Source organism: Corynebacterium sp. ES2730-CONJ (genome assembly GCF_024834055.1).
Taxonomy (GTDB): Bacteria; Actinomycetota; Actinomycetes; order Mycobacteriales; family Mycobacteriaceae; genus Corynebacterium.
Genome location: NZ_JANUXZ010000004.1, coordinates 186,630 through 211,291, shown reverse-complemented (window position 1 = coordinate 211,291; position 24,662 = coordinate 186,630). Strand labels below are relative to the sequence as shown.

The window sequence follows — 24,662 nt, the reverse complement described above, 5'->3', positions numbered from 1 at the left end:
GCCGAGAACTCACGTGGGGTTTTGACGATGCTGAGTTGTTAGCCAGAGCGCTCAGTCCAGGGTATGGTTTCAGTTCGATTCGAGAATTAGACATAATTGTAATCTCGGATAAATTCGAATTTGACGGTGGTTCAGCATGCAGAGCTCGGCATCCTACTGTCGTAATATCTATCGTACTGTCGACAGACTTAAAGATTTGAGCAGTCGTTTTAGGGACTATACCTAGTATGAACAGAATGAGCTAAGAATCAGTCTATTTCATCTTGAGCGGACGTAGTTGTTTTGTCCATAACCCGCTGTAGAGCAAACCCATTGGGTTTATATCCTAGTTACCAAATACGGGCGCTGTTTACCGTACCTATACAACTGCAGCCGTTAACGTTTCCCATGCTCCCGAGAAAAAAGGAGGAGATCACCTTCACAAATCCCCAATAGGCTTTCGGGTGCGCGAACTTTCTGCAAGCCTATTCTGCTCAGGTTGGACAGCAAGATTGGATGCGTACGAGTTTTCGTCCCAACTCTCCGAGGGGCCGATCGCTGTGCGGATGGCTTAGTTCACATGAGATTAGATAATCGGTCAGAATGAGTAACGGTCAAATGATGGATAGCTTGCTCCCAACTGGAGGTTTCCGCTGGTACGGCCCAGTCATTGGAAATGTATTGTCATCTTGTTATCCGCGCTGCCTGAGACGCAGGTTGTACTTTTTAGTGTCGATAATCAGCCACGACGTTTCTAACGCCCCCCCCTATTGGTTGGACGGTGAGCTGGGTCATGGGTAGCTTTGCGAAGCTCGGGATTGAGCGACTCGATCAAATTCGTGGCACAGAGCGCTCAGCTGGCTGTCAGTCGATGTGATATACATAGCGCGAACCGCCGTCACCCATCACGTATCATCAAAACTGCCTGTAAATACTTCTGCCCCAAATCATTGGCTTCAGGAGCACCGAGTGCGACCCGGGCGGTTATCATATAGCTTGGTGCAGCCCAGCCGCAGTACGCTGGAGAAAGTTGTGCGGTCTGGCAGGATTTCCACCTGCTGGACCTCGAGTCTGATGCACGATACAGATTTGCACACATCCGCTCATTTGGATGTTCAAGATGCGCTACCTCCGTTAGCAGCAGCCTGCAATCTCGGGTTTCACTTGACGGAGTCTACGTCGATGCCACCAACCACAAAGCTGACTTCGTTTATCAGCTGGTGGCCGTTACAGGTTGTCAACTTTAGCGCATCAAATACAATAACGGTGTGGAACTCCAAAACCATCGTACCCCTTAGCCATCAGGAGCTTGTAATATGTTGCCCGTCCCACACCAGCGTATGGCATCTTTAAACCTACCATAGTCGCAGCTAACTGTACTGTTGTACGCACCAATACGGTTATAACCACCCTGTACAGGGCCAGTCTTGACCTTCGCCTTTGAGTGGAGCGTTGATAGCTCCAGTGGGCATACTACTCCACCTGCAGAACCGGAACCTGCCTTCGAGCAGGTTAATAGCGTAGTGAGGATCGTCGACTACTCGTCGATGAGTTTGGTGCGCTCGGGAGTTTCCATCAGCATCCCGCCGCTCTCGTTGATCATGATCAAAATATGATCGCTCTTTGCCGCACAGAGGTCATCACCTGTGAAACCTCTTCTTGAACAAAGCCTCACAGGCGCAGTAATGTGTGAGTGAGTAACGCAAAGTGCAGCCGGAGACTCTGCCTGAATCCGCTGCTCCTAAGGCGCTGGCAAACCCAGTTGGCGAGGTTGCTTACTCCCTTAGGATAAAAAATTTTTGATCTCGAGACAGCCAAGCAAGTGATATTGTAACAGGATTAAGATTTGTCGCTAACACCTCATAGCCCGTATGTGCCTAGCTCGTTAGAAGCATTCTCGGTCGAGATCTGTTTAGATAACGCCCCATGGTCGGGAGCTTAAGCTTATCTCCGGCGAAAGGAGGTTAGAACGGTCGCTGCATTAGGCGCTATCGTCACAAGTTTGAAGTTCGTTGTTTAGCGCACTACCACCGAGGTGCGTGCGCATCGCGTAGGGCATGAAGGTGCTTTCTTATTGGTGCCCACCATAAGGGTATTCTTGAGGAACATTTGAGCTTCCTCGCTGAGCGATGTAAATTCCTGGCGTCGTGGTGATGGACACAATCTTTGTTAATCCTTTGCAGTATTCCGAAGAAAAGCAGTTAGATGCGTATCCGGGGACTGTAGAAGATCATTTAGCTACATTGTTAGTTTTGGGTCTGGACTACGTATTCATGACTGAAACTTCTGAAATCAAACCGCACTGCGTGTGTACGGTCGATCATCTGGGTCCAGTTTGTTAGGTGCTGGAAGTTCGGCCTTGGTCATCCTATTTCGCGGGGGGCGTTGACTATGGTCGATGAGCTATGGGATGCTCTTTGCCCTACGCGAGCCATTTTGGCGAGCGGGGTTATCGTAGTTGGTACTTATCAGAGAGATGGTCGGGGACCTCAAATGGAGGTGGAAAATATCCGCGTTACTGTTGGGCGCGAGTAACCTGGCTTTGTTCCATCCTTGCGGAATATGCTCTTCAGTACAAAGGCGGACTAATAATTGTCGCGTTATCTGACGTCCTAGGGCAGTGTGCTCGGCACACAACTGCAGCTTAAATTGTTGAGGCTCAGCCTGCGGTAAAGCTGGGTATCTGGGGCTGCGATCCCCAAATTCTAATCGCGGCGCGACACCTTAGGGGGAGAATTCTGAGACTCGTTCCTGCACCTCTTAAAAGCGCCCATCGCCAATGTGCAAGCACATCGATATTATCCCTCTTTAGGCGCTCGCTAACCAGGGTTATCGTCGCAGAAAGCGGAGATAAGGCCGTTGGCACTAGTGGAATTAGGACGAACTGATAGACATCAATCGATGGTGTTTGGTGGGGATGATGAGATATTTCTATTTCGGAGTTCCTGTGAGATATTCTCAACGTCTTTTTGAATCTTCAGCAGGATTTGGGCCCCTTTAAAGAAGAGAAAAACAATCAGAACAGGGACGAAGAGAGTAGCGCCAATAAGGAGGATCTCCATGAGTCCAATCATATTTCGCATCCTTAGAAAAGATTATCGGTGCACGAGTAGCTGACTTTAGGACCGCCGACACGGATTCGGCTGTGGAAGACGCCTTGTGCATCTGGGTGCTGTAGTGATTAATTGTGTTATCCGTCCAAGACGGGGTTACCCTCGGCGATTTCGGCAACTCGCCCACCAAATGGATGGTGAGTGGTCTCAACCTCTACAGCATATACCTGGCCTGGGGGACAAGTGGCAGGAAGTGTTCGAATATACAACCCCCTGTCTTAAGAACGAGAGTCAGTTAAATATTCCGAGGCTAGGTGGTGCCCGCGACTTGCACCCTGTCCTGCCTGAAGTGAGTGGGCCGACGAGGGCTCTAGGCTGATGATAGTGCTGAAATTGGTGTTACGGTCTGTAGGAGTGTCAATCTATCTCTACTTATTTCACCCGTTGCTGCGTGTAGAGCAAGGCTATTAAATTCTAGCCAATTTTCAAGCATCTTGAGAACTCAGTGATGCTTCGAGGCCGACGTCAATAGGTCTGGTGTTCGGGTACTACCAAAAGGGACAGCGCAAAAAACTCCGCAATCTTCTTTGTAGTTATTCGGTCATTAGTTGCACCTTTAGGTACACCAACAGCAAAAATTCCAGTTTTTCACCGAATGTCGTAACCGTTAAACATCATTATTTAAACCAACAGCCTGGACATTTTTCCCAGTTGGATTAGTAAAAGCCCTCCCGAGGAATCCTAGGAGCGGCGAGAAACCCGAGCAGCCACGAGGCGCCACCCCAGCAATAGAAGTCCCGACATAGTGGAGGCCACGGTAATAAATGACCAGTGGGGAAGAGCGTGGTGCCGAGCCGTCCAGATTCCTAGGCCCACCACAACCGTGCTCAGCCAGACAATGACGCCGTTTTTCGGGGTGAATCCATTTTCACGCGTTGCTGCGATGATACCGCCGCCCGTGAGTGCGCCGAGAGCAAAGGGCCACCAGGTACCCAGAACAGCTAGAGGGGCGATACCTCCGTGCGCTAGGCGAGCTAAAAAGGCAAAAGCACCGACGGCAAGGAGGTCATAGGCCAAAAATTTCTTCATGGGCTTATCTTATCTTTCTCGTGCTCGGATACCACCTCGGGCTACGGAGATGAAGTAGATAATCCACCCGATGGCGGTTATGACAGCAAAGGATAAAATTCGGTAGACAAAAACCACTCCGAAAGCACTTGACGCAGTCATACCGACGGCTACGAGGCTCGCAGTCATGGCAGCTTCCACAGGGCCCAGACCAGCCGGGGATAACTGCGCGGTGCCCACAATTTTTGCGGTGACAAAAGCGAGGACTACCCCCATGATTGTGGTGTTATTGGGAACCTGTTCAAAGCTGGGCAGTACACCAGTGACGGCCCAAATGCATATCCACACGGCGATTATTTCAAATAACCAATTTCCTAGCGATAGCAGGGCGATAAAGCTAAAGCGAGGTGCACTCAAATGAACGCTATCGAGCTGTGAGAAATGCTCGTTCATGGTGCGCGTGTACGCACTTAAGTCAATGCGGAGCACTCGGGAAATAACAGCCATAACCGCGCTTAAGATCCGCGATGTTGGTTCGGGGTTATTCGTTGCCCACCACACGAGAGCAGCTAGGGAAATAAATACCGCCGCTGAGCCCAGGAGGGGAGCTAAGGAGAAGCTGGCACCCAGAAACACAATGGATACGAGCCCCAAAGCAATCAGCCATACCGTCGATAGTGCCCCAGAGAGCATGATGAACCATGAACTGATGACCACGGACACTCCCCACACCCGCATAATTCGAAATTGGTAGACCGTTGATATTGCTGCCCCACCTGGAAAAGTGCTCGACCATGAATTGGAAATAAAGGTGAGCGCCATTGTTGCATGCGGGCGTATCTTATTTCCACCGGCATTAAGGAGGTGGCGCATCACTTCCGACATGGCCACAAGACTCAGAATGATAAAGAGGAAAGCTATAAGGAGTCCGCCAGAATTGGCATGAATCATCTCTTGGTAGCCACTAGCTAAGAATGGCATTTTGGAGCGCAACAAAAAAGCCGCGCTCCCCAGGATGATGAGAGGGACGAAAAAGCGGACCCACGGATTTTTTGACAGGGTTTTAGTCTTCCTCTTTGAGTCGCTTCATCAATTCACTAAAAGGTATCCGATCGTCGCCAGCCTCGACAGATCGTCGACCGTGACCTGCTGGCGCAAGGGCCATCGAGGCCGTGTGCTGAGAGGCGGTTGGATGAGAGTGAGTAGTGGACTCATTATGCCCGAGAGCTTGAGAAGCGCGCTTGATAAAACGCGGTGCCCACCAGTTATCTTCTTTGAGCAGGTGCATCACTGCTGGTACTAGGAGCATACGGATTACAGTGGCGTCGAAAAGCAGGGCGAAGATCATGCCGAAAGCAATATATTTCATCATGATGATATCGGAGAAGCCGAAGGCTCCACAGACCACGATCATAATGAGCGCTGCAGCGGTGATGATGCCGCCGGTATGGGCGGTGCCGTATTTGATCGCCTCATCGGTGCTCATGCCTTTATTGCGCGCTTCAACCATGCGTGAGACTAGGAATACTTCGTAGTCGGTACTGAGCCCGTAAACAATTGCCATAATGAGAACGAGCACCGGGCTCATCAGCGGCCCAGGGCTAAAGTGGAACAGAGAGGCGAACAACCCATCGACAAACATCCATGTGAGAATGCCTAAGGTGGCACCCATGCCGAGCAGGGTCATGATGACGGCCTTAGCCGGCAGAATGAGTGAGCCGAAGACGAGCGCCATGAGGAGGAACGTGGCAATCACAATATACAAGGCCATATAGGGCAAGGTGTCAAAAAGAGCCTCGATGGACTCGACTTCTAAAGCGGGAGTTCCACCGATATAGAGATTCACGCCTTCAGGTGCCGTAAGGCCGCGCAGCTCTTCGACTACGCGGGCATTGTCCTCGCGGTCAATAATGCCAGCCGATAGGATAGTGGTGCCATCCTTGGTTGGGGAGGAAGGGCTCAACCGTGACGTAAGTCCACGCAGCTCAGCGGCTTGCTGGTAGACCTGGACGAGCTGCTCATTCGTGGCATTCTCCACGACGAGTTTGATAGGTTCTGTGCGAAATTCCGGAAATTCCTCGTTAAAGAGCGATTGGGCCTTGCGCACGTCATGGGATGGTGGGAGGTAAGTTTCATTGATGCCGCCGAAACTTATTCCCGTCAGCGGCAAGGTGAGCGCCATGAGGCCAGCGACGAGCGCGATGGTTACAAGCCCTGCGCGTTTCATCGCGAGTGCGGGAATGCGGTACCACCACGTGTCTTCAATGGGCCGAGATTTCGCTTTTTTGCGCCGTATCGCCAGGGCGTCGATACGTGTGCCTAGGATGCCGAAAAGGGCAGGCAGCACGGTTACCGAGAGTAGAGCGGCAAGTCCGACGGCGCTCATTGCCCCGTAGGCAACAGATTTGAGGAAGGCTTGGGGGAAGAGAAGGAGCCCTGACAGCGCCACAGCAACCATAGCGGCGGAGAAGACTACTGTTTGCCCCGCGGTGGCGGTGGTGATGCGCACCGCTTCGCGAACGTCGCGGCCTTGATAGAGTTCTTCGCGGAAGCGGGAGACCATAAAGAGGCCGTAGTCGATAGCAAGCCCCAAACCGAGCAAAGTGACGACAGACTGGGCAAAGACATTGACTTCAGTGAGTCCAGCGAGGACAGAGAGGACGCCCAAGGATCCTAGAATGGACAGTCCGCCCACGATCAGAGGCATGAAGGCAGCCGCCAGAGAGCCAAAGACAACGAGGAGGAGTAGCCCAACCGCGGGTAGCGCATAGACCTCAGCGCGTTTAATATCGCCCGCCATGCCCGCATCCAAAGCATCGGCTACAGCAGTGGCTCCTGCTACCTGGACTTCTACGCCATCAAATTCAGGGGAGAGATCTTGAGCGATCGCACGGAAATCCTTGAGCGTTTGCTCGCCATCGCCCTTTAGGGAAATGGCAGCGAAAGCGGTGGTTCCGTCATCGGATTTTAAGTTAGGATTGCGCTTGTCGAAGAAGCTGATGATCGATTCGATTTCCCCGGAGTGCTGTTGTGGTAGCTGCTCTAAATAGCTCTTGATAGCTGGGAACTGCGATGATTTCTCAATACCCTTGGGATCGGTAAAAAGAAGGATAATATCCCCAGAGTTATCTCGACCAAAGGTTTCTAATTCGATCTGGGCCGCTTTGGTGGATGAAGAATTCGGGTCATCCCAGCCCTCTTGACTCATGCGTTCCGCTAAGCGCACACCGAAGAAGAAATGCAGCAGCAGGATAGCCGAAATGATGATGAGCGGTACGATTTTGCGGTGTCGGTAAGCGAAATCACCCCAGGTGCTAAACATATTCTTCTCCTAGCCTCGCCCTGTTAAAAGGCTGCTCAGTGGTCTAAATGGAGGCAGCCACGCACCGTGATCAGGCAGCGAATCCAAAGAAATTCGAGGCAAAGGTTCACGAAAGACGCCCGGGATTTCCTCAAGGTCAACGAAGTTAATATGCTCGCTTGCTACCGCCCACGAGGCATGTTCGTGAAAGCCGATGACGGTTATGACAACTCCATCGTTGGCGAGTTCTTCAAGCTGCGGGAGAAAATTTTGTCCGTCGGCGGACGCGACGATGACCCCTTTAAGAACGCCCTCTTTGTGGCGCTTTTCAATATGCTCGAGCATATCGGGGTCCACATCGGTATCGTCGGTGAGTTTGGGTTTAGCAAAAACAGCGAAGCCGATATTGCGCAGTGCTTCCACCCAGGGCCGAACGGCATCGGAGCTACCAGTGGAGACATTGGTAAATACGGTGGCCTCGGCTTCGATTTTCACGCCAGTATGGTGGGCGAGTTCGCCTGCCTTGGCCAATAACCAGTGCCCGATGGCGTCAAAGCGGGGGCGGTGGTTGGGGCTGGGACGCCCACCTAGGATGGCGCCAAGCCCCATATCCATATTGGGTGCGTCCCAGACTAGAAGAAGGGTGTCGCCCGATGCAGGGGAGGCGCCGCCGAGAACGAAGGAATTATCCATGATTAACCTTTACGCCACAAGAATTCGGTGATGGTGTGATCTTTGTCGAGGCCTTTGCCTTCGAATTTGGTAATCACCTGTCGGTCGGTGAGCTGGGGGCATTCAGCCCATGGCCAAGGCTGGTAGATTAAGTGTGGTTCCACTGAGATAAGCTCGCTGATCCACTCAGTATAATCTGCGTGATCGGTGGCGATATGAAGCACTCCGCCAGGCTTTAAGCGTGAGGCGATGAGATTGAGGACCCCGGATTGCACGATGCGTCTTTTGTGGTGTCGCGCTTTGGGCCAGGGATCAGGGAAGAAGATTCGGACACCGTCGAGACTCTCGGGGTTAAACATACGGGCTAAAACCTCAACGCCGTCGCCGCGAATCATACGGATATTATTAATATCGTGACGCACAATAGCGCCCATGAGTTTGGCGAGTCCCGGTTTATATAGCTCGCAGGCAATAATATTGGTATCGGCCTCTAAAGGAGCCATGGCTGCAGTTGATGTGCCAGTGCCCGAACCAATCTCAAGGATGGTGGGGTGGTGAGAGCGGCCAAACCATGCGTCAATATCGATAATCTCATCGCTGAGAATGCGACCAAGGTGTGGCCACTTTTCTTCCCACATTTTTTCTTGATTCTCAGTCAGGGTGCCGCGACGGAAGCTGACGGTGCCGAGGCGGGGATAATCAAGATTATTATTAAATTCGGTATTGAAATCAGTTTGAAGTGGACGGCCTGAGGGAAGCTCGCCCACCCTATTTTCAGAGTGATCAGGAGTATTCATCGCCTCTATCTTGCCCTTGTATAGTGCTGAACTCAATATTGGGTGCGCGGAATTTAGCCCTCGCACCTGTTACTGGTGTGACTCAAATTGACAGTCAGTATAACCGATCCCTTCTTTGGCTAAGAGTTGGTCCTCAGGTGTCACCCCCGCAGGCTGCTCTCTAGAAGTATAGGAATAATCGCTTAGTTGAATGCGAGATCTCAGGCTTAAAGGCGATGCAGGCAATGGCGGCGGATATAGGGGCGGGGGTGCGATCAGGGCTCTCCGGAGCTTGTTTCTTTTGGGTAAGGTGATGTCTTATTTTCTGGTGGAGTGCTGCATATTCTTCCTCGAATTCTAGGCATGGAAGAGCTGCGAGAGGAATAACTTTTATGATTATTATCACCCCCGTTTCCTCAATTAGTCTCCTTAGATAACGTCAACCTGCTGCAGTTTCTTCCAAATGGTGAGAAGTGCGGGGGATTATGAGGGGGGAGTTTCATCAGGGGTAACAAAGGTTTTATTTGCCGAAAATGTTAGAATACCACCCTCTTAATCAGGTAAATTGGGGTTTAAGATTTTTATCACAGCAAGTGTGAGTCATTGCGTTAAGAGTATCTCTCTGTTTGGTTTCCCCAGTGTGTGGGTGTTTTGGTGGAGAGACTTAGCTCTAATGTGCAAGCCTTTGTGATCTTAGTCTCTAGAATTTCGGTTAGTGATTTTCGATAATGGGGATATAGTGAAAATCGATAGCGATAAGCCTGAAAAAGCTACCGATGAGACATCGACCCACAACGTTAGGAGAGAAAATGTCACACGTAACCATTAGCGGGCTCAGCGGCGAGGCGCCCACCACAAACGAGAAATTGCTCGAGTGGATTGCGGCTCATGAGAAAATATTCCAGCCCGATCGTGTTGTCTTCGCCGACGGTTCCCAAGAGGAGTGGGACCGCATGAGCGAAGAACTGGTTGAGGCGGGAACCCTCATCCGTCTCAACGAGGATAAGCGCCCCAATTCCTTCCTCGCCCGCTCCAACCCTAGTGACGTCGCCCGCGTCGAATCCCGGACCTTCATCTGCTCCCCAACCGAGGATGGCGCTGGACCTACTAATAACTGGTACGAGCCAGCGGCTATGAAAGAGCTCCTTACCGAGAAATTCACGGGCTCGATGAAGGGTCGCACCATGTACGTGGTTCCCTTCGCTATGGGTCCGCTCTCGGCGGACGAACCTAAAATTGGCGTACAGCTTACCGATTCCCCGTATGTGGTGATGTCCATGCGTATTATGACCCGCATGGGACAGGCCGCCCTCGACCGCTTAGGCAATAAAGATTTCGTGCGCTGTCTGCATTCCGTGGGCCATCCACTAGCTGCGGGAGAAGAAGACGTCGCGTGGCCGTGCAACGACGATAAATACATCACCCACTTCCCCGAAACTAAGGAAATCTGGTCCTACGGATCGGGTTATGGTGGAAACGCTATCCTCGCCAAGAAATGCTTCGCCTTGCGTATCGCTTCAGTTATGGCGGAGGAAGAAGGATGGATGGCTGAGCATATGCTCATCCTTAAGCTCACCAACCCCGAAGGCAAGCACTACAATGTGGCCGCCGCGTTCCCATCCGCCTGCGGTAAAACCAACCTTGCTATGATCACCCCCACTATTCCCGGCTGGAAGGCTGAGGTAGTGGGTGACGATATTGCCTGGCTCTATATCGCAGACGATGGCTACCTCCACGCCTTTAATCCTGAGAACGGATTCTTTGGTGTGGCCCCTGGTACCAATTACGATTCTAACCCCATGGCTATGAAGACCATGGAGCCGGGAAATTCCCTATTTACCAATGTCGCTTTGACCGATGACGGTGACGTTTGGTGGGAAGGCCTCACCGAGGAACTTCCAGCTCATCTGATCGATTGGCATGGCAATGACTGGACCCCGGACTCCGATACCAAGGCCGCCCACCCTAACTCACGGTATGCGGTCCCGATTTCGCAGTGCCCTATTGCTGCCCCAGAGGTGGATGATCCCCGAGGCGTACGCATCGATGCCATCCTCTTTGGCGGCCGCCGCCCAGATACCGTCCCTCTCGTCACCCAAACCTATTCGTGGAACCACGGAACCTTAATCGGTGCCCTACTCTCCTCAGGTCAAACGGCTGCCGCTGAGGGGCAGGTAGGCACCCTGCGCCACGACCCTATGGCCATGCTTCCATTTATTGGATACAACGCCGGAAAGTACCTCCAGCATTGGGTTGATATGGGAGTCAAAGGTGGCGATAAGATGCCAAAGATCTTCCTCGTCAACTGGTTCCGCAAGGGTGATGATGGACGCTTCCTGTGGCCTGGATTTGGCGACAATTCTCGCGTCCTCAAGTGGATCGTCGACCGCATTGAAGGCCGCGTAGGAGCCGAGGAAACCGTCGTGGGCTATACCGCACGCGCCGAAGATATCGACCTCACCGGCCTAGAAGGGTACTCCCCTGAGGACGTTGCCCAGGCCCTCACTGCTGACCCCGATAAGTGGGCTGCGGACTTCGCCGAGAATTCAAAATATATCGACTTCCTCGGTAAGAGTGTTCCCGATGAGGTGCATCAGGAATTAGCTAAGCTTGGTGAGCGAATCAAGACTGCGCAGCAGCGCTCGTAGCAGCGACAAACCACTCTCCTCAAAGCACTCCGGCTACAAGCTGGGGTGCTTTTTGCGCAGTATAATAACCAAATTACTAACTAAAAATTCCCGCACAAGAGGCACCCGCCAGATCCACCACGCCCACCAAGGATGATAGCGAGGGAAGAAGGCACAAATTTCTACCTGATGAAGATCCGCTAAGGCGTGTGCCCACTTTAACCCCTGGCTACACGAGACTGCGAAAAGAGACTGTCCAAAAAAATTCTTAGGCCTATGACCATGCTTTCTCTCATAATGCCAGCGGGCAAAACGACCACCCACGTAGTGCTGCCACAGACCCGTCTCATGACCGCCAAAGGGTCCTAGCCAAATAGTATAGCTGATAAATATGAGCCCCCCAGGTGTGGTCACACGCGCCATCTCAGCCATCATCGCCTGTGGATCAGGAATATGCTCAACCACATTCGAGGAATAGGTGATATCAAAGCTATCGGTGGCAAAAGGCAAGGACATTCCGTCTCCGCGAACCATCATATGATGGGAAAGTCCCGCTGCTGATAATTCCCGCAGATCCGGCTCCAGACCCACATAATGAGCCCCCGCACGAAAGAATTCTTCCTCGAAGTACCCAGGGCCGCCTCCGATATCAAGAATGCCCCGGCCGTGAAGATCCCAGTGGTTAATATCCTTGGCTAAAGCGGCGAGTTGTTGAGCACTATCTTTTGCCAAGAACTGGTAGAAAAAATCCCGATCACTACGCTCTTTTGTGACTGCTTTCAATAACTCCACGGAGCGGCTCAAGGTAGCGAGTCTGGCAAGCGTAGGCAAAAAGGTGGGCAAGCGCATCCTTTCAGGATCTCATGGATCTTGAAAAAATTGCTAGTGTTGAGCACGATTGCTATGAAAATAATTCTGCTGTGTTGGCGCGACACCACACACCCCCAAGGTGGTGGTAGTGAGCGATACCTTGAGCGAGTGGGCGAATATCTCGCCGCCCAAGGCCACGAGGTCATCTTCCATAGCGCCCGCTACCCGGGTTCCCCATCCAGCTCGCAGCGTCACGGCGTTCAGTATCTTCGCAGTGGTGGGAAATTTACCACCTATATATCCACCGCCTGTCAGCTTCTATGGGGAAAGTTACGCCACGCAGACGCGATTATTGATACCCAAAACGGCATTCCGTTTTTTGCCACGCTATTCTCTAGAGCCCCTGTAATCCTCCTGGTGCACCACTGCCACCGGTTGCAATGGCCCGTAGCAGGAAAGTTGATTGCGAAAATTGGGTGGTTGATTGAATCCCGCATAGCTCCTTGGGTATACGCCGACCACCCCGTCGTTACAGTCTCAGTACCCAGCAAGGAAGAATTGGAAGAGGTGGGCTATGCGCCGGAGAATATCACAATCATCCATAATGGGATCGATCCTCTTCCGCCATCGGTACCCGCGTTACCCCAGGACCAGCGTCCTCACCTTATTACTCTTTCCAGGCTCGTGCCGCATAAGCACATCGAAGATGCCATCGCAGTGATGTGCAAGCAGCCGACGGCCATCTTAGATATCGTGGGTTCTGGGTGGTGGGAGGATAATTTACGAGCCTATGCTCAGTCCCTCAACGTCTACGATCGGGTGGTTTTTCATGGCCACGTCAGCGAAGAACGCAAACACGCCCTCTTAGAGCGTGCCGATCTCCACCTGATGCCTTCGCGAAAGGAGGGCTGGGGGATCGCGGTCGTTGAAGCCGCCCAGCATGGCGTCCCTACGATTGGCTACTCGAGCTCTGGGGGGTTACGCGATTCCATTGACCACGGGAAAAGCGGAATGCTTGTCGATACTTCGGAACAGATGGCAACGATGGTCGGCGACTTATTGCGAGATCCTACCCAGATTGCCCGCCTCGGAGACTATGCCAGGCACAAAGTGCAAGGTTATTCCTGGGATGAGACGGGCCGTGCTTTTCTTGATCTGATTAACCGCCAGGTGGCCATGGACAGAGCCCCCACGCCACTCATGAGCCAGATAAGAAGAATGCTCAAGCCCAGTGTGAAGTCGCGGCGCTGAGATTCGAAAACCTCAATATGAGTGATGGGTAATGGGCTGAGAATGCCACCCTTTTTGATATGGCTAATGCCCATGCGATTAAGTTCATCCACCCGTCCAGTGCGATACGCATCCACCGCGTGCAAGAATTCTTCGCGCGGAGGATCCGCCACTTGTCCCTCGACTTTGAGCGCCCCAGAACTCAGCAGAGGCAGCACCTTATGTGCGGGATCGACTACTACTCTATCCCCGAGAGTGAGCAAGCCTGAGGAATCGAGATTGAGCACTGCGCCGCGGTATTCTTCTTGTGAAAATTCTTGGCCCAACTCCTCCCACTCCTTCGAGAGGGGGGTAGCTTTTAAGGCCTGCATACTCAACGAAGCATCCGGGACATTTGCAAGGGCGAGCAGCACCACCACAAGTGCTATCGACGGGCGCATTCGCGCCGCCGCCCATGCTAGTCCTGGGATGAGAAGGATAGCGAGCTTCTGTGAATCTCGCACCAGCGCTGCACCAGGAATTATCCCAAGAATAGTCGGATAAACCCACACCATAACAAAGACCAGGATCGCTCCTGCACTCAAGAGTTTTAGACGCCTGGGCATAAAAGCGGCCAGTAATACGAAAAGAATAAGGCCAGCGATTCCGAACCCCATGGTCCGCGAAACTGGTACCGCCTCGGAATTCCAGATCCCCCCCAAGCTCAAAAAACTTCCTAATGTGCCCAGACCTTTCTCAGCGCGACCCAAAAAGAGCGAGGTATCAGAGGCTATGGGAGGGTGCAGTATGCTGGGGACGAGCCAGGGCAACGCACAGATGACCGAAAACGATGCGACGATCAGACGCTTAGCAGAGACAGTCCACGCCGTGATGGCTGCAAAAATGAGACCAGATGGCGTCAAACTACATAGCCACACCAAAAATAACTGGCTAGCGGGTCGTCGGCGCAGTACTACGATTGCCGGCAACAGCCAGGCCACGAAGGCCAATGACCAGTGCCCTTGGAGGAAGCGCTCGATAACAAAAGGATTCCATACGATAATCGTGATCGCAGCCATTCGCGGCAGCGTACGCATACTCATGTGATAACCTGCCCATGCCCCTATGCTGGCGGCACCAACGAGCAGGACACGCACAACCCATGAAGCAGGCAGAAGGATCCCGATCAGAGCTAAAAAACCATCTTGCGGGACAGCTCTCGCCGGCTGGAAACCGAAGCCAACTGCATCGAGGTGCAGGATCGGATGGTCGAGTACCACCATATCCCGCCACAATAAGGATCCAGGGTGAATGAAAACTCCCACGATCGCCATGATCAAAAATCCCGCCCACATAATTGCTGGATCCAAACCCCACCGCTTGGGTATGCGAGCAGTCATATCAACTCTTTTCAGCGGTTCGGCACCTAGCGATTCTCAGACGGTGGCTCACGGAATATACGATCAAAACAAGGGCAAGTACCTTGATCATATAAGGAATAAGTTGGCCAAAGAAAAGCGTCCGAACCGTGGGGCGAGCGAGCTGCACCAGTGCCTGTTGGGTTGCCTCATCCCATTCAAATCGCGCCTTGAAAATTGTTCGATACTTATCGCCTGGGATCTCCTGAGGGTCCGACAATTGTGCAGCGCGCGCAGTGTCAGTCGCTTCACGAAGATTCTGGGCGAAGAAAACGTAAATATTATTGACCTCATTGAGGATGACACCGGTATGCGATTCGACAAAAACGCGTCGGTAGGCGGCGTAGTAAGGACGCAGCGGCACCGTACCCGCCGCCGCTGCCGCAGAACCGGGAGAGTAAAAGGCTGAGGCTTCAACATATAAGTCACGATTCGAGAGATCTGCCAGCGTGGCGCTGCCTGATGAATCTTTTTCATGAGCTCTTCCCTCTGGAGACAGATTTTCTAAGATAAGAGAGCTGCTGGTTAGGGCCGTTGCCGGTATTTCTTGTTGATACACCAGTACGTCGCCTGCGCTCGCACGTGGTGAATCGCCGCGGGATATCGTCTCCACATAATCCAAGGGGGCCTCTTTACCTGCCAATATATCGAAAAATCTATAGCTCACTCGTGCTGGCTTATAGGGAAAGAAATATTGCAGTCCGCCGCGGGCGAATTGGGAAGAATCGATGTGGAGATTGAAATAGGGCGCCGTCAACTCAACGGAAGAACGGGGACCAAGGACGGGAAAGGCTGTCTGTGCATCTAATTCGACATCATCACTTATATGAAAAAGCTCTACGCCCTCGTTGGTGCTTAGCCGCTGCTCGGAGTGCACGCTGATGGTATGATCGCCGCGGTGCTGCGGATTCTGAGCAGCTGCACTACGCACCCGACGCTGGAGAGTCACGTCCTGGAAATCGAGACGACAGGGGTGAATATCTACGCAGGTTTTCGTGGGTTTGATGATCTCCGCCTTGGTGCTCTGGGAGATCATCTGCATATCCCATCCGGGCTGCAATGGGCGCAGAGTGAGAGCTAACACATCCGGAGTGAGATGAGCTGCGATAAAAAGCACCAGTCCGACAGTGATCATAACCCGGTTCCGAGTGGCTGCGATCATCGCTTACTCCTTCGATTCCTGCAGAGATTTTCGTACATACTTTACTTCCCCGTGGCGCTCATAGACACTAAAGCTATGTCTGAAAACCCTCATATTCCGCGTTTTAAACCTGCCCTCGAAGGAGTGCGGGGGGTTGCGGCGCTAGGAGTCATGACTACTCATATCGCTTTCCAAACCGGTCTTGATCCGCGCAGTGTAGGGGGAGCTATCATTGCCCGTTTCGATTTCTTCGTGGCCGTTTTCTTCACGCTTTCGGCTTTTGTATTGTGGCGACAGCATCGTTACCAGGGTTATTATATGCGCCGGTTCGCCCGTATCGTACCAGCATATTGGATTATGGTATTGCTAGCGTGGGCACTTTTATCTGACAGCTTTGCAATGAGTAAATCACTTATTATTGCACATCTAAGTTTTACACAGCTCTACATTCCGCAGGGTCTTATCGGCGGATTGACTCATCTGTGGAGTTTGGTCGTCGAGATAGCCTTTTATCTACTTGTTCCGCCGTTATATTGTGTGCTGAAACGTTTCCCTCCCTGGGGGCGCATCTTAGTTATCGTGGCCTTGGCAGCTATCAGTTTGGGATGGGCTTGGCTGCCGTGGGTTATAGCTAGCCCGGCGCCTGGAATCGCCAACCGGCAGATCTACCCACCCGCTTTCTTTTTATGGTTTGCACTCGGAATCATAGCCGCCGAACTGGAACCGCGATGTGCAGGATCGCCTTTGGCTCGAGCATGGTTTAGGGCGCGCGTCCCGTGTGTTGTTGGCGCACTCATTATTGCCTATATCGCGGGCCAGGAGTGGGTAGGGCCTCTAGGGCTTACTCATCCCAGTCCTGGAGAATTTACGGTTCGAATTCTCCTTGGGGGAGTATTCAGTATCTTTATTATAGGCCCCTATATATGGGCGGAGGGGAGGTCGATTTATACCACCGCACCCGTCACGTACCTTGGCCGGATTAGCTATTCTTTTTTTCTTGTCCATCTCCCCGTCCTTTCCGTGGTCATTACAATGACCCAGACACCTCTTTTTTCTGGACATTTTCTTACTATTTGGGGGTGGACCTTTTTCGGGTCGCTCGCACTTGCCTATGCGGGGTATGAGCTGGTGGAAAAACCTGCGCAGCGGTGGATTTTAGGATTGTTTTCTCGTCTGAAAGATCAACCTATATCGTGATTAAGCTCTGGTTTTTCTGCGTGGTGAGTTGTGCTAGATCTGCTTGAAGTTGTAACTTAGGTGTGCTTAACTTTATATTCATGGAAACGGTTATCCTCTAGCCTTCTGCACCTGGCATCTCCAGCAGGTATATAGATGGACCCAAAATCACGTAAGTCCAGGTGGACGATCGTTTCCGAGAAGAATATAGCAACCTAAGTGAGGTTGCCAGCACAACTGACCACAACCTCCCCTGGAACACACTCGTATTATCGATGTTACTGGGGAGTACAAGCTAGAAGATTGTCGAGCTTTAGAGATGAGAATTTCTCGTTCCGTATTATCTTGCTGCGCACTCGCAGGATCTGCCGCCCTCGTTCTTGCCGGCTGCAGCTCCACCGATGCAGGCATGGAGACTACTACCGATAACGCCAAGATGGACAGCGCTCAGGTGGTCCACGCGGTAGCAACCACAACTCAGATTTGTGATTACCTGACCCATATCGCCGCCACTGGTATGACCTTGGAGAAGACAGATGCTCAAGGTCAGGAGACCACCTCTGGTTCCGGCGATGTTACTCTTGACCTCACCTGCTTACTAGCTCCTAATGCCTCCGCTCACGAGCACGAGATGACCCCGAAGCAGATGAAGGCACTGGGCAATGCTGACCTTTTCTTTGTCAACGGCGTAGATCTTGAGCACTTCCTCGATTCTGCTATTAGCTCCTCGGGCTTCAAAGGCACCATGGCTGTGACCTCTGGTGTGAGCGATGAAAAAGGTGAGGGTTTCGATGTTGACCTCGGCGTAGAAAAAGTAGAGGTTCGCGAGTGGCCATTCATAGAACCAGGCGAAACCCCAGAGTTCACCCACGATCCTCATATCTGGACCGATCCGAAACGGGCTGCCATTCAGGTGACCAATATCGGTTCAGTGCTCACTAAAGCTGACCCTGCCGCCGCTGACGTATTCAAAGACGCAGTGGATACCTACAAGGCTAAGCTGGATGAACTCGATCAGTGGGTTCAGGATTCAATCAACTCGGTGCCTCAAGAGAACCGCACGCTGTTTACCTCCCATGACGCCTTTGGTTATTTTTCTGAGTCCTATGGCGTGAAATTTGTCGGCGCCGCTCTCAGCGACTTCAACCACCAGCAGGATGCTACCGCTGATCATATCCAGCAGGCTGCTGAAGAAGTGAAGGCCTCTGGCGCTCGCGCTCTCTTTGCCGAAAATTCCAATAACTCGAAGTCGATCGAGGCAATCGCGCGGGTCGCCGGCGTTAAGGCTATTACCGACGAAGACGCCCTCTACGGCGACTCGTTGGGCCCCGTAGGTTCCGCTGGTGAAACCTATATCGGTTCCATTATCCACAATGTGACCACCCTGGTTGAAGCATGGGATGGCACCGTAGCCCCATTGCCAGCATCGTTGCAAGAGTTCGCCAAGAACTAAACGCTTTCTAGGCGCATTATATCTGTACCCCACAGCCCCTCTAAGAGAACTAGAAAAGGTGGCTGTGGGGTCTTGAACTTTCAACAGAAAAAATTTCATCGACACCCTCGCCCCCATCAAAGGAATACTGTGACTACTCCACGCACCCCCGTAATCACAATGGATAAAGTGTCCTGCGGTTATGGGCCAGAAACCGTCTTAGCCAATGTGAATTTCCGTCTAGCCCATGGTGATGCCTTGGGGCTGATCGGGCCTAATGGTTCCGGCAAATCCACCCTCCTTAAAGGCATTATCGGTCTCTGCCGGGTGCAAGGCGAGATCGAATACGATGGCACTGTGGGTTATGTCCCCCAGTACCAAGATGTCGATTTATCCTTCCCCGTCACCGCTAAGCAGGTTGTGCAGATGGGACTCTATGCATCCACCCCATGGTGGAGAAGAGTATCGGCACAGAAAGTCGAATATGCACTCGATGTCGTTGGGTTATCTGATAAAGCGAATACCCGCTTCGGCGATCTCTCCGGTGGTCAGAGGCAACGCGTACTCATCGCACGTGCACTGGTGACCGAACCAAGTCTTGTCCTTCTCGACGAACCCTTTAATGGTCTCGATGTGGAATCGAGACGTGTCTTAGTGGAAACCATTAGGCGCTTAAAGACCAGCGGTACTGCCATTATCATCTCCACACATGACTATGATCTTGCAGATCAGGTGTGCGAACGCTGTGCTGAGGTCGGTGGCGGCCAAGTCAATATCAGAGATACTCACGATGTCCTTGGTGGTCGGGCTCTATGATTACCACAGAGCAACTCATCGATATTTTCACCGTCCCCTACCTTTATCGCGCTCTAATTGTGCTCGTCATACTGGGAATTATTGGTGGTATCGTCGGTGTTTTAGTCAACCTGCGGGCGGTTGAATTCTCGGTGGAGGCTCTGGTGCACTCCATTTTTCCCGGAATGGTAGCAGGCCTTGCTATTGGCGGCATTGAAGGCATTATTCCAGGCGCTGCGCTGGTAGCGGCTTTAGCGGCTTTTATGCTCACTCTCACCACGAAAAGACAAGCTCCGGAGGCAGGTACCGCAGTGGTGTTGACCAGCTTCTATGGGATCGGCGTAGTGATGAGTTTGGCGATAGGCGATTACTCCGGTCAGCTCGATAGCCTTATGTTCGGTCGCCTGCTCGATATCACCCCTACTCGGATGAACCAAGCTTTGGTTTGTGCCATTATCGCTCTTACTTTAGTTCTCATCACCTGGCGCCAGCAGGTACTTGTGGCTTTTGATCGCACCTTCGCGGAGGCAAATAAGCACAAAACGTCCCTGATTGATGCCTGCTTAAATGCAGCCATAGCCGCCTGCGTGGTGGCTGCTTCCTCGGCGGTGGGAGTGCTGTTGGTAATCGGATATCTCGTCATCCCGGGTTCTGCCGCTCGACTCTTATGCCGCACCCCGAGGTCAATGGTGGTAGTAGCGATGGCCTCCGGCATTATCGCTGCCTTTATCGGTGTCATTGTGATGAATCTGAACCTTTCTCGTCAGGTATCACCCCAGGCCGCTGTATCCCTTTCATTGATCGTGGTTTTTGTGCTGGCTTTAGTGGTAGCCGCTCTTCGAAGCAGGCTTAGCCCAGGGACGAAACGTACCTTCCACAGTCGCGGGAGTTTAGCTGATGCTTGATATCCTTTTCCTTCCTATCATCGAGGTCATCGTCGTGGGCGGACTGATGGGCGCCGTTGGTGCGCTTGCAGTATTAGGAAAGCGCGTATTCTTCTCTGAGTCCCTATCTCATGGCACGTTCCCCGGAGCCGTTCTTGGCGTGGTGGTGGGCCAGTTTATCGGTGGCGATCTCAGTCTCTGGCTCTTCGCAGGGGCGGCGCTATGCTGTATCCCTCTGGCTTTACTGATGCGCTATCTGGCAGGTTTGGAGGGCATTTCCGCGACGGCGGCTGCGGGTATTGTTCTGACACTCGGCTATTCCCTTGGCATTTTTCTGCTGAGATGGTTCCAACCATTGCCGCTGAAAGTTGAGAGTTTCTTAACTGGTTCTTTGGTGTCGGTCAACCATATGGATGTGTATTCTGCCATCGGAGTAGCGGTGGTAGCCACGATAGTTCTCGTCACTTTCGGGCGGAACCTATCGCTTTATTATTTCGACCCCGTCGCTTTTAAGATTTCCCATGCGCGTGCCGGACGTTCGCTGGTCCCTTTTATCGCGGAGCTGCTGACTCTGTCGCTTTTATGTGCCTCAATGGTGGTTGCTATCCCGGCGGTGGGTTCGATTCTCTCCATAGCACTTCTTGTAGCCCCTGCTGCCGCACTGAAAGATTTCACCCGAACTTTCTTCGGTCTGATTATTGCCGGCACTGTGGCGGGTATCGCTATTGGGTTAACTGGTCTAGGTGTGGCGGTCTATTTGAATTATTCAACCGGTGGCACTGTGGCGGTTACGGCGGGATGTTTCTATCTACTGTCGCGACTTATCCTGAGCGCACAACAGTATCTGGTTCCGGCTTCGGCCCGAAGACCAACAGCAGCAATAAGGTAGCGCTTAGTACGGTGACTGCAAGGTTATCGCCGGCATAGTTCGGTGCTGGCCAGGGAGCACGAGCGTACCAAAGAGCCAGGACAACTCCGGTGCCCATCATGAGGGCGCCACGGCTAAAGTAGCTGTAGCGACTGATAAAACTAACCACTACTGCCAGGGGTGCAACCCACCACCCAGCGGCCAGCATGAGCCCAATTAGGGTGATAGCAGTGATCACACCATGCGCTAGGAGAGAGTCCGGGCCTAAGGGATACAAACGGGGGCGAGCACGTGCACTCAGCAGAGCAATAAGCGCAGTAAAGAGAGACATCAGCGCGCCGAGGAGGAGGCCGCTGCGATAACCCGACTCCCCGGCGAAGCGGAGACGAAATTCCCCACCATTGTTAGCAGGGAGAACAAAGCCTTGCATTCCGGCGTTAATGACCATCGGACTTAGTTGCTGGTTTCCAAGGGTGGCTTCAAGGCCTGATTGATAGGCTCGCGAGACGAGGAGAACACGATCATATTCAGTCGGTTTGATCGTAGCCCCAGCTATGGCATCTGTAGGGTGAGAATCTTCTAGTGGCACCAAAGGGGCGCCCTGTAGCTGGGCCCCCACCTTTCCTAGCCGCACCATATGTGCAAAACTTTCCATGAAGTGGACGCCTGGACTAAGGGTAAGCCGATCCCCACACCGGTAGCGCTGCTGATCAATGAGTACCGAGTTTTCACATGGTTGGGCCACAACCTCGACCTCCACAACCTCCGGTACCTCAAAAGAGCGTTCCAGTACGGCTGTGGGATAGAAATAGCGCTGGAAAATCCATGCTTGAACCCCTCGAGGTGCTGCGGGCACTCGAATACTGGATGTTATGGGATGGTTGATATATCCAAAATCGGCTACCCCTACTGGCACTAGAGAACGGCCTAGTTCAAGCCGCACCCCGTGGGAGGATCCTCCGGGTAGACGCAGCTGGTAATCTTTACCAGTTTGAAGCTCCTTAGTGATATGTGCGTCCCCATTGTGCACAGTTACCGTGGTTGTAACAGCCTGATGGGTGCGGGCGCTGAGCCGCACTGAGATAACTGGATCAGGTACTTCCGCATCAGGGCGCAATTCAATCCATTCGCCTGCAGATGCTCCGGCTCGTGGGTACCAAGCACTCACCGTTCTCGAGTCGATGGCAGCCGTTGCCGCTTGATCAAGACGAGGAGCGGGAAAATTAGTGGCATCGGATGCCGCAGAAGAACTGGTTACAACCCCGCCTGAGAAGACCAGAGTACTTGCGGGAGCTGATGAGGGATAGTCGATGACACGGTGGGTGATATCAGCGTGATCAGATCGCGGTGCATCTGCGCGTAGCGCCGCGGAACTGTGTCCGAGGGAGCCGTAGTTGCGGGCTACCTTTATTGGGGTATCACTGATAATAGTGGATTGATTGAAGGTAGATTCAGTGGCTAGTTGGTAGGCTCCAGCACCCATGAGGGCGAGGCCTTCACCGCCGGCGGAAACTATAGGTAGCTGATCGAGTCGAGCCGTAAGGAGCTGTAAATCTGGTTCGATTAGGGCTATCTCTACCTCGCCGAAGCGCTGGGTGGGTCCATAGAAATCGAGAACCGAATCAGCTCCATGGGAGCTGTTCACATCGTGGCGCACGAGCACCGCACCGATTCCGTGACGGCGCAAATTATCCAGTGTCGGAACTACCGTCATACCGTCTAAGCCACGAATAGCCTCGGAGTTGATAAGGGGAATAGCATCGCGTACCGCAAAGGGAATATCGGTGAGAAATTGGATGGGTTCATCCCTTGTCCACCCCCATTCCTGCCGAGCGAAAGCACGGGCGGGAAGAACCAAAGTGCGGGTATGGGCAGCATGGGTTTCTAGATACTCGGCGGCCTGATACCAATAAGAGGGGATCTTCTCGAAAGCGCCCTTGGGCATCAAACCCCCCGACAGCGCGGGAAGAAAGGAAGCTACGGCCAGCGTGGATATTAAGACCTGGGCCGGAATTTCCTTCGGGTGGGAGGAGAACCGTGTTCCTAAGTGGGCGATGCCCACCATAAGCGGAAGCCTTAAGAGAGCATCGAATTTCGAAATATTGCGAAGGGCCACAAAAGGCCCAGAATCGAGGAGGGTTGGAATATGCCCCGCTCCGCCAAAAATAATGAGGCCGACGCCGAGCACGAGCAGCCAGAAGGAACGATGGGAATAGGACGCTAGTCCCCATAAACCCATGGTAGCCACCGCTAGGGTAAGGACGACCGCAGTCGGGGAGGAGACTAGGAGGAAACCGGCACTGCGTTCACTATCAACGAAGGGCACCCAGCTCGTAGTCCCTCTAAGAATCTCAGCAAGATTGAGCCAGCGCGTAGTGATAGCCGTATTTTCGATGAAATCCACGAAGGGGGCGCTGAAGCGAGAGAAAAAACCCAGCGGAATAATCCACCAGCTATTTATACCCAGGACCCCCACTCCCCACCAGAGAAAGTGCTTGAGAGTTCTACTGCGGTAAGAACAGCAGCTCAGTTCATAGATGAAGTACAGCGCCGCAGGTAGAACGGCTGCCCAAGAGGCTGTGGCATTAATACCCCCTAAGAAACCTGCAGCAATAACCGATAACGCTATTGATCGCTGGGTGCCCATTATGGGCAGAAGGATCCAGGGGGTGAGCATAATGGGCCACACTTCAGAGGAAATGGTGGTCAGATTGCTCAGAGTTCGGGGTGCTAAAACAAATGTGAAGCTGGCTACGATCTGGATATAAAAGGTACCGATGTCCAGCTTTTTTAGTAATAGGACAGATCCTAAATAGCCCGTAAAGAGAACAATGAGCCACCAGCTACGCTCTACGATGACGAGAGGGATATTCAAAACGGAACCAAGAAGAAAAAATGCTCCGTGTGGAAAAAAATATCCGTAGGCCTGATTTTGTAATTGCCCGAAAGTGAAGCGGTCAGTATAGAGATTGAATGCTTGGCTGAGAAACTGTCCTGGGTTGATCAGGAGGTCCATCTTAGTGTCGGCGCTGATAAGACCTGGCGGTTGCAGTGAAACAATGAGCAAACACGTGACGAAGCCAATGAGCGCCGCACGCTGAGTACTACCGTTGGCGCTGGCCACCTTCATTAAGTTTCGCGCCTGCATGATATGCGCAGCTAGTTGCGCGATCCGTATTCCGGATCGCCGAGAATAGCATCTGAGGCCGATAACCCGTTATCGAGCTGAGCAGGGCTATCATCGATAGCAGTATTACTTCCGACGATAGCTGCGACACCGAGAGCAATGCCCACAGCAGCGCTGGCAATAGCCGGCCCTAGGGTACGCCATCGCAGAGAATCGGAAGAAAAAGCCATAATGACCAAGATACCAGCCACCGCTTGACTCCGTCATCTTGCCCACCACATCACTCGATGAAGACGGCTAAACTAGCAACAGGACTCAACAGGGAA

Annotated in this window: 19 protein-coding genes; 9 read left to right on the top strand and 10 right to left on the bottom strand. The window is 52.6% G+C overall.

Going from position 1 to position 24,662, the window contains the following annotated elements:
* Nucleotides 1-1,406: 1,406 nt before the first annotated feature.
* Both NXS13_RS06480 and NXS13_RS09350 read left to right on the top strand, forming a co-directional pair.
* Nucleotides 1,407-1,595 carry a hypothetical protein gene (locus tag NXS13_RS06480; protein ID WP_259158463.1) on the top strand — a complete coding sequence of 63 codons (189 nt, stop codon included), beginning with the start codon at nt 1,407-1,409 and terminating at the stop codon, nt 1,593-1,595.
* A 537-nt stretch (nt 1,596-2,132) separates the two neighbouring features.
* Nucleotides 2,133-2,321 carry a pantoate--beta-alanine ligase gene (locus tag NXS13_RS09350; RefSeq protein WP_396124948.1) on the top strand — a complete coding sequence of 63 codons (189 nt, stop codon included), beginning with the start codon at nt 2,133-2,135 and terminating at the stop codon, nt 2,319-2,321.
* A 552-nt stretch (nt 2,322-2,873) separates the two neighbouring features.
* On the opposite strand, the gene NXS13_RS06475 is transcribed toward NXS13_RS09350, so the two are convergent.
* From NXS13_RS06475 to trmB, 6 genes are all read right to left on the bottom strand, one after another.
* A complete protein-coding gene (locus tag NXS13_RS06475) occupies nt 2,874-3,053 on the bottom strand; it encodes a hypothetical protein (protein WP_259289511.1) in 180 nt (59 codons plus the stop codon).
* A gap of 720 nt (nt 3,054-3,773) precedes the next feature.
* A complete protein-coding gene (locus NXS13_RS06470) occupies nt 3,774-4,121 on the bottom strand; it encodes a DUF3054 domain-containing protein (RefSeq protein WP_259078596.1) in 348 nt (115 codons plus the stop codon).
* A gap of 9 nt (nt 4,122-4,130) precedes the next feature.
* A complete protein-coding gene (locus tag NXS13_RS06465) occupies nt 4,131-5,120 on the bottom strand; it encodes a YbhN family protein (protein WP_259289529.1) in 990 nt (329 codons plus the stop codon).
* Nucleotides 5,121-5,163: 43 nt separating this feature from the next.
* Complete coding sequence (locus tag NXS13_RS06460) at nt 5,164-7,422, bottom strand: MMPL family transporter (RefSeq protein WP_259289510.1); 2,259 nt, start codon at nt 7,420-7,422, stop codon at nt 5,164-5,166.
* A 9-nt stretch (nt 7,423-7,431) separates the two neighbouring features.
* Complete coding sequence (locus NXS13_RS06455; RefSeq protein ID WP_259078599.1) at nt 7,432-8,094, bottom strand: NYN domain-containing protein; 663 nt, start codon at nt 8,092-8,094, stop codon at nt 7,432-7,434.
* Between the two features lie 2 nt (nt 8,095-8,096).
* Nucleotides 8,097-8,870 carry a tRNA (guanosine(46)-N7)-methyltransferase TrmB gene (gene trmB / locus NXS13_RS06450; protein WP_259078601.1) on the bottom strand — a complete coding sequence of 258 codons (774 nt, stop codon included), beginning with the start codon at nt 8,868-8,870 and terminating at the stop codon, nt 8,097-8,099.
* Nucleotides 8,871-9,658: 788 nt separating this feature from the next.
* On the opposite strand from trmB, the gene NXS13_RS06445 reads away from it, so the two are divergent.
* The gene (locus tag NXS13_RS06445; protein ID WP_259078602.1) at nt 9,659-11,497 is read left to right on the top strand and encodes a phosphoenolpyruvate carboxykinase (GTP); all 1,839 of its coding nucleotides are present in this window, start codon (nt 9,659-9,661) and stop codon (nt 11,495-11,497) included.
* Between the two features lie 33 nt (nt 11,498-11,530).
* On the opposite strand, the gene NXS13_RS06440 is transcribed toward NXS13_RS06445, so the two are convergent.
* Entirely contained in the window at nt 11,531-12,319 is a 789-nt protein-coding gene (locus NXS13_RS06440) for a bifunctional 2-polyprenyl-6-hydroxyphenol methylase/3-demethylubiquinol 3-O-methyltransferase UbiG (RefSeq protein WP_259078604.1), read from the bottom strand.
* 60 nt (nt 12,320-12,379) lie between these two features.
* Between NXS13_RS06440 and NXS13_RS06435 the strand changes: the two genes are divergently transcribed.
* A complete protein-coding gene (locus NXS13_RS06435; RefSeq protein ID WP_259289509.1) occupies nt 12,380-13,537 on the top strand; it encodes a glycosyltransferase family 4 protein in 1,158 nt (385 codons plus the stop codon).
* Between the two features lie 1,359 nt (nt 13,538-14,896).
* On the opposite strand, the gene NXS13_RS06430 is transcribed toward NXS13_RS06435, so the two are convergent.
* Nucleotides 14,897-16,075, bottom strand: coding sequence for a DUF3068 domain-containing protein (locus NXS13_RS06430; protein ID WP_259289508.1), 1,179 nt, complete (start codon nt 16,073-16,075; stop codon nt 14,897-14,899).
* A gap of 75 nt (nt 16,076-16,150) precedes the next feature.
* On the opposite strand from NXS13_RS06430, the gene NXS13_RS06425 reads away from it, so the two are divergent.
* The 5 genes from NXS13_RS06425 (at nt 16,151) to NXS13_RS06405 (ending at nt 21,230) form a co-directional block, all read left to right on the top strand.
* The gene (locus NXS13_RS06425; RefSeq protein ID WP_259078608.1) at nt 16,151-17,251 is read left to right on the top strand and encodes an acyltransferase; all 1,101 of its coding nucleotides are present in this window, start codon (nt 16,151-16,153) and stop codon (nt 17,249-17,251) included.
* Between the two features lie 298 nt (nt 17,252-17,549).
* Nucleotides 17,550-18,683, top strand: coding sequence for a metal ABC transporter substrate-binding protein (locus tag NXS13_RS06420; RefSeq protein ID WP_259078610.1), 1,134 nt, complete (start codon nt 17,550-17,552; stop codon nt 18,681-18,683).
* A 129-nt stretch (nt 18,684-18,812) separates the two neighbouring features.
* A complete protein-coding gene (locus tag NXS13_RS06415; RefSeq protein ID WP_259078612.1) occupies nt 18,813-19,478 on the top strand; it encodes a metal ABC transporter ATP-binding protein in 666 nt (221 codons plus the stop codon).
* Complete coding sequence (locus tag NXS13_RS06410) at nt 19,475-20,362, top strand: metal ABC transporter permease (protein ID WP_259078614.1); 888 nt, start codon at nt 19,475-19,477, stop codon at nt 20,360-20,362. Before NXS13_RS06415 ends, NXS13_RS06410 begins: the two co-directional genes overlap by 4 nt.
* Nucleotides 20,355-21,230: a metal ABC transporter permease gene (locus tag NXS13_RS06405; protein WP_259078615.1), complete on the top strand. Its 876-nt coding sequence runs from the start codon at nt 20,355-20,357 to the stop codon at nt 21,228-21,230. Before NXS13_RS06410 ends, NXS13_RS06405 begins: the two co-directional genes overlap by 8 nt.
* Here the strand turns inward: NXS13_RS06405 and NXS13_RS06400 are convergent.
* Nucleotides 21,163-24,333 (bottom strand): DUF3367 domain-containing protein, encoded by a 3,171-nt coding sequence (locus NXS13_RS06400; protein ID WP_259289507.1) that lies wholly within the window; start codon nt 24,331-24,333, stop codon nt 21,163-21,165. The genes NXS13_RS06405 and NXS13_RS06400 overlap by 68 nt on opposite strands.
* Nucleotides 24,334-24,368: 35 nt before the next feature.
* On the bottom strand, nt 24,369-24,566 hold the full coding sequence (locus tag NXS13_RS06395) for a DUF2613 domain-containing protein (RefSeq protein ID WP_259078618.1): 198 nt from the start codon (nt 24,564-24,566) through the stop codon (nt 24,369-24,371).
* Nucleotides 24,567-24,662 lie beyond the last annotated feature (96 nt).

What these genes read in the sequence shown, in the direction of transcription:
- NXS13_RS06475 (WP_259289511.1), bottom strand. Translation starts at nt 3,053, where the DNA reads ATGATTGGACTCATGGAGATCCTCCTTATTGGCGCTACTCTCTTCGTC.
- NXS13_RS06420 (WP_259078610.1), top strand. Translation starts at nt 17,550, where the DNA reads ATGAGAATTTCTCGTTCCGTATTATCTTGCTGCGCACTCGCAGGATCT.
- NXS13_RS06405 (WP_259078615.1), top strand. Translation starts at nt 20,355, where the DNA reads ATGCTTGATATCCTTTTCCTTCCTATCATCGAGGTCATCGTCGTGGGC.
- trmB (WP_259078601.1), bottom strand. Translation starts at nt 8,870, where the DNA reads ATGAATACTCCTGATCACTCTGAAAATAGGGTGGGCGAGCTTCCCTCA.
- NXS13_RS06425 (WP_259078608.1), top strand. Translation starts at nt 16,151, where the DNA reads ATGTCTGAAAACCCTCATATTCCGCGTTTTAAACCTGCCCTCGAAGGA.
- NXS13_RS09350 (WP_396124948.1), top strand. Translation starts at nt 2,133, where the DNA reads ATGGACACAATCTTTGTTAATCCTTTGCAGTATTCCGAAGAAAAGCAG.
- NXS13_RS06395 (WP_259078618.1), bottom strand. Translation starts at nt 24,566, where the DNA reads ATGGCTTTTTCTTCCGATTCTCTGCGATGGCGTACCCTAGGGCCGGCT.
- NXS13_RS06460 (WP_259289510.1), bottom strand. Translation starts at nt 7,422, where the DNA reads ATGTTTAGCACCTGGGGTGATTTCGCTTACCGACACCGCAAAATCGTA.
- NXS13_RS06410 (WP_259078614.1), top strand. Translation starts at nt 19,475, where the DNA reads ATGATTACCACAGAGCAACTCATCGATATTTTCACCGTCCCCTACCTT.
- NXS13_RS06445 (WP_259078602.1), top strand. Translation starts at nt 9,659, where the DNA reads ATGTCACACGTAACCATTAGCGGGCTCAGCGGCGAGGCGCCCACCACA.
- NXS13_RS06430 (WP_259289508.1), bottom strand. Translation starts at nt 16,075, where the DNA reads ATGATCGCAGCCACTCGGAACCGGGTTATGATCACTGTCGGACTGGTG.
- NXS13_RS06435 (WP_259289509.1), top strand. Translation starts at nt 12,380, where the DNA reads ATGAAAATAATTCTGCTGTGTTGGCGCGACACCACACACCCCCAAGGT.
- NXS13_RS06470 (WP_259078596.1), bottom strand. Translation starts at nt 4,121, where the DNA reads ATGAAGAAATTTTTGGCCTATGACCTCCTTGCCGTCGGTGCTTTTGCC.
- NXS13_RS06455 (WP_259078599.1), bottom strand. Translation starts at nt 8,094, where the DNA reads ATGGATAATTCCTTCGTTCTCGGCGGCGCCTCCCCTGCATCGGGCGAC.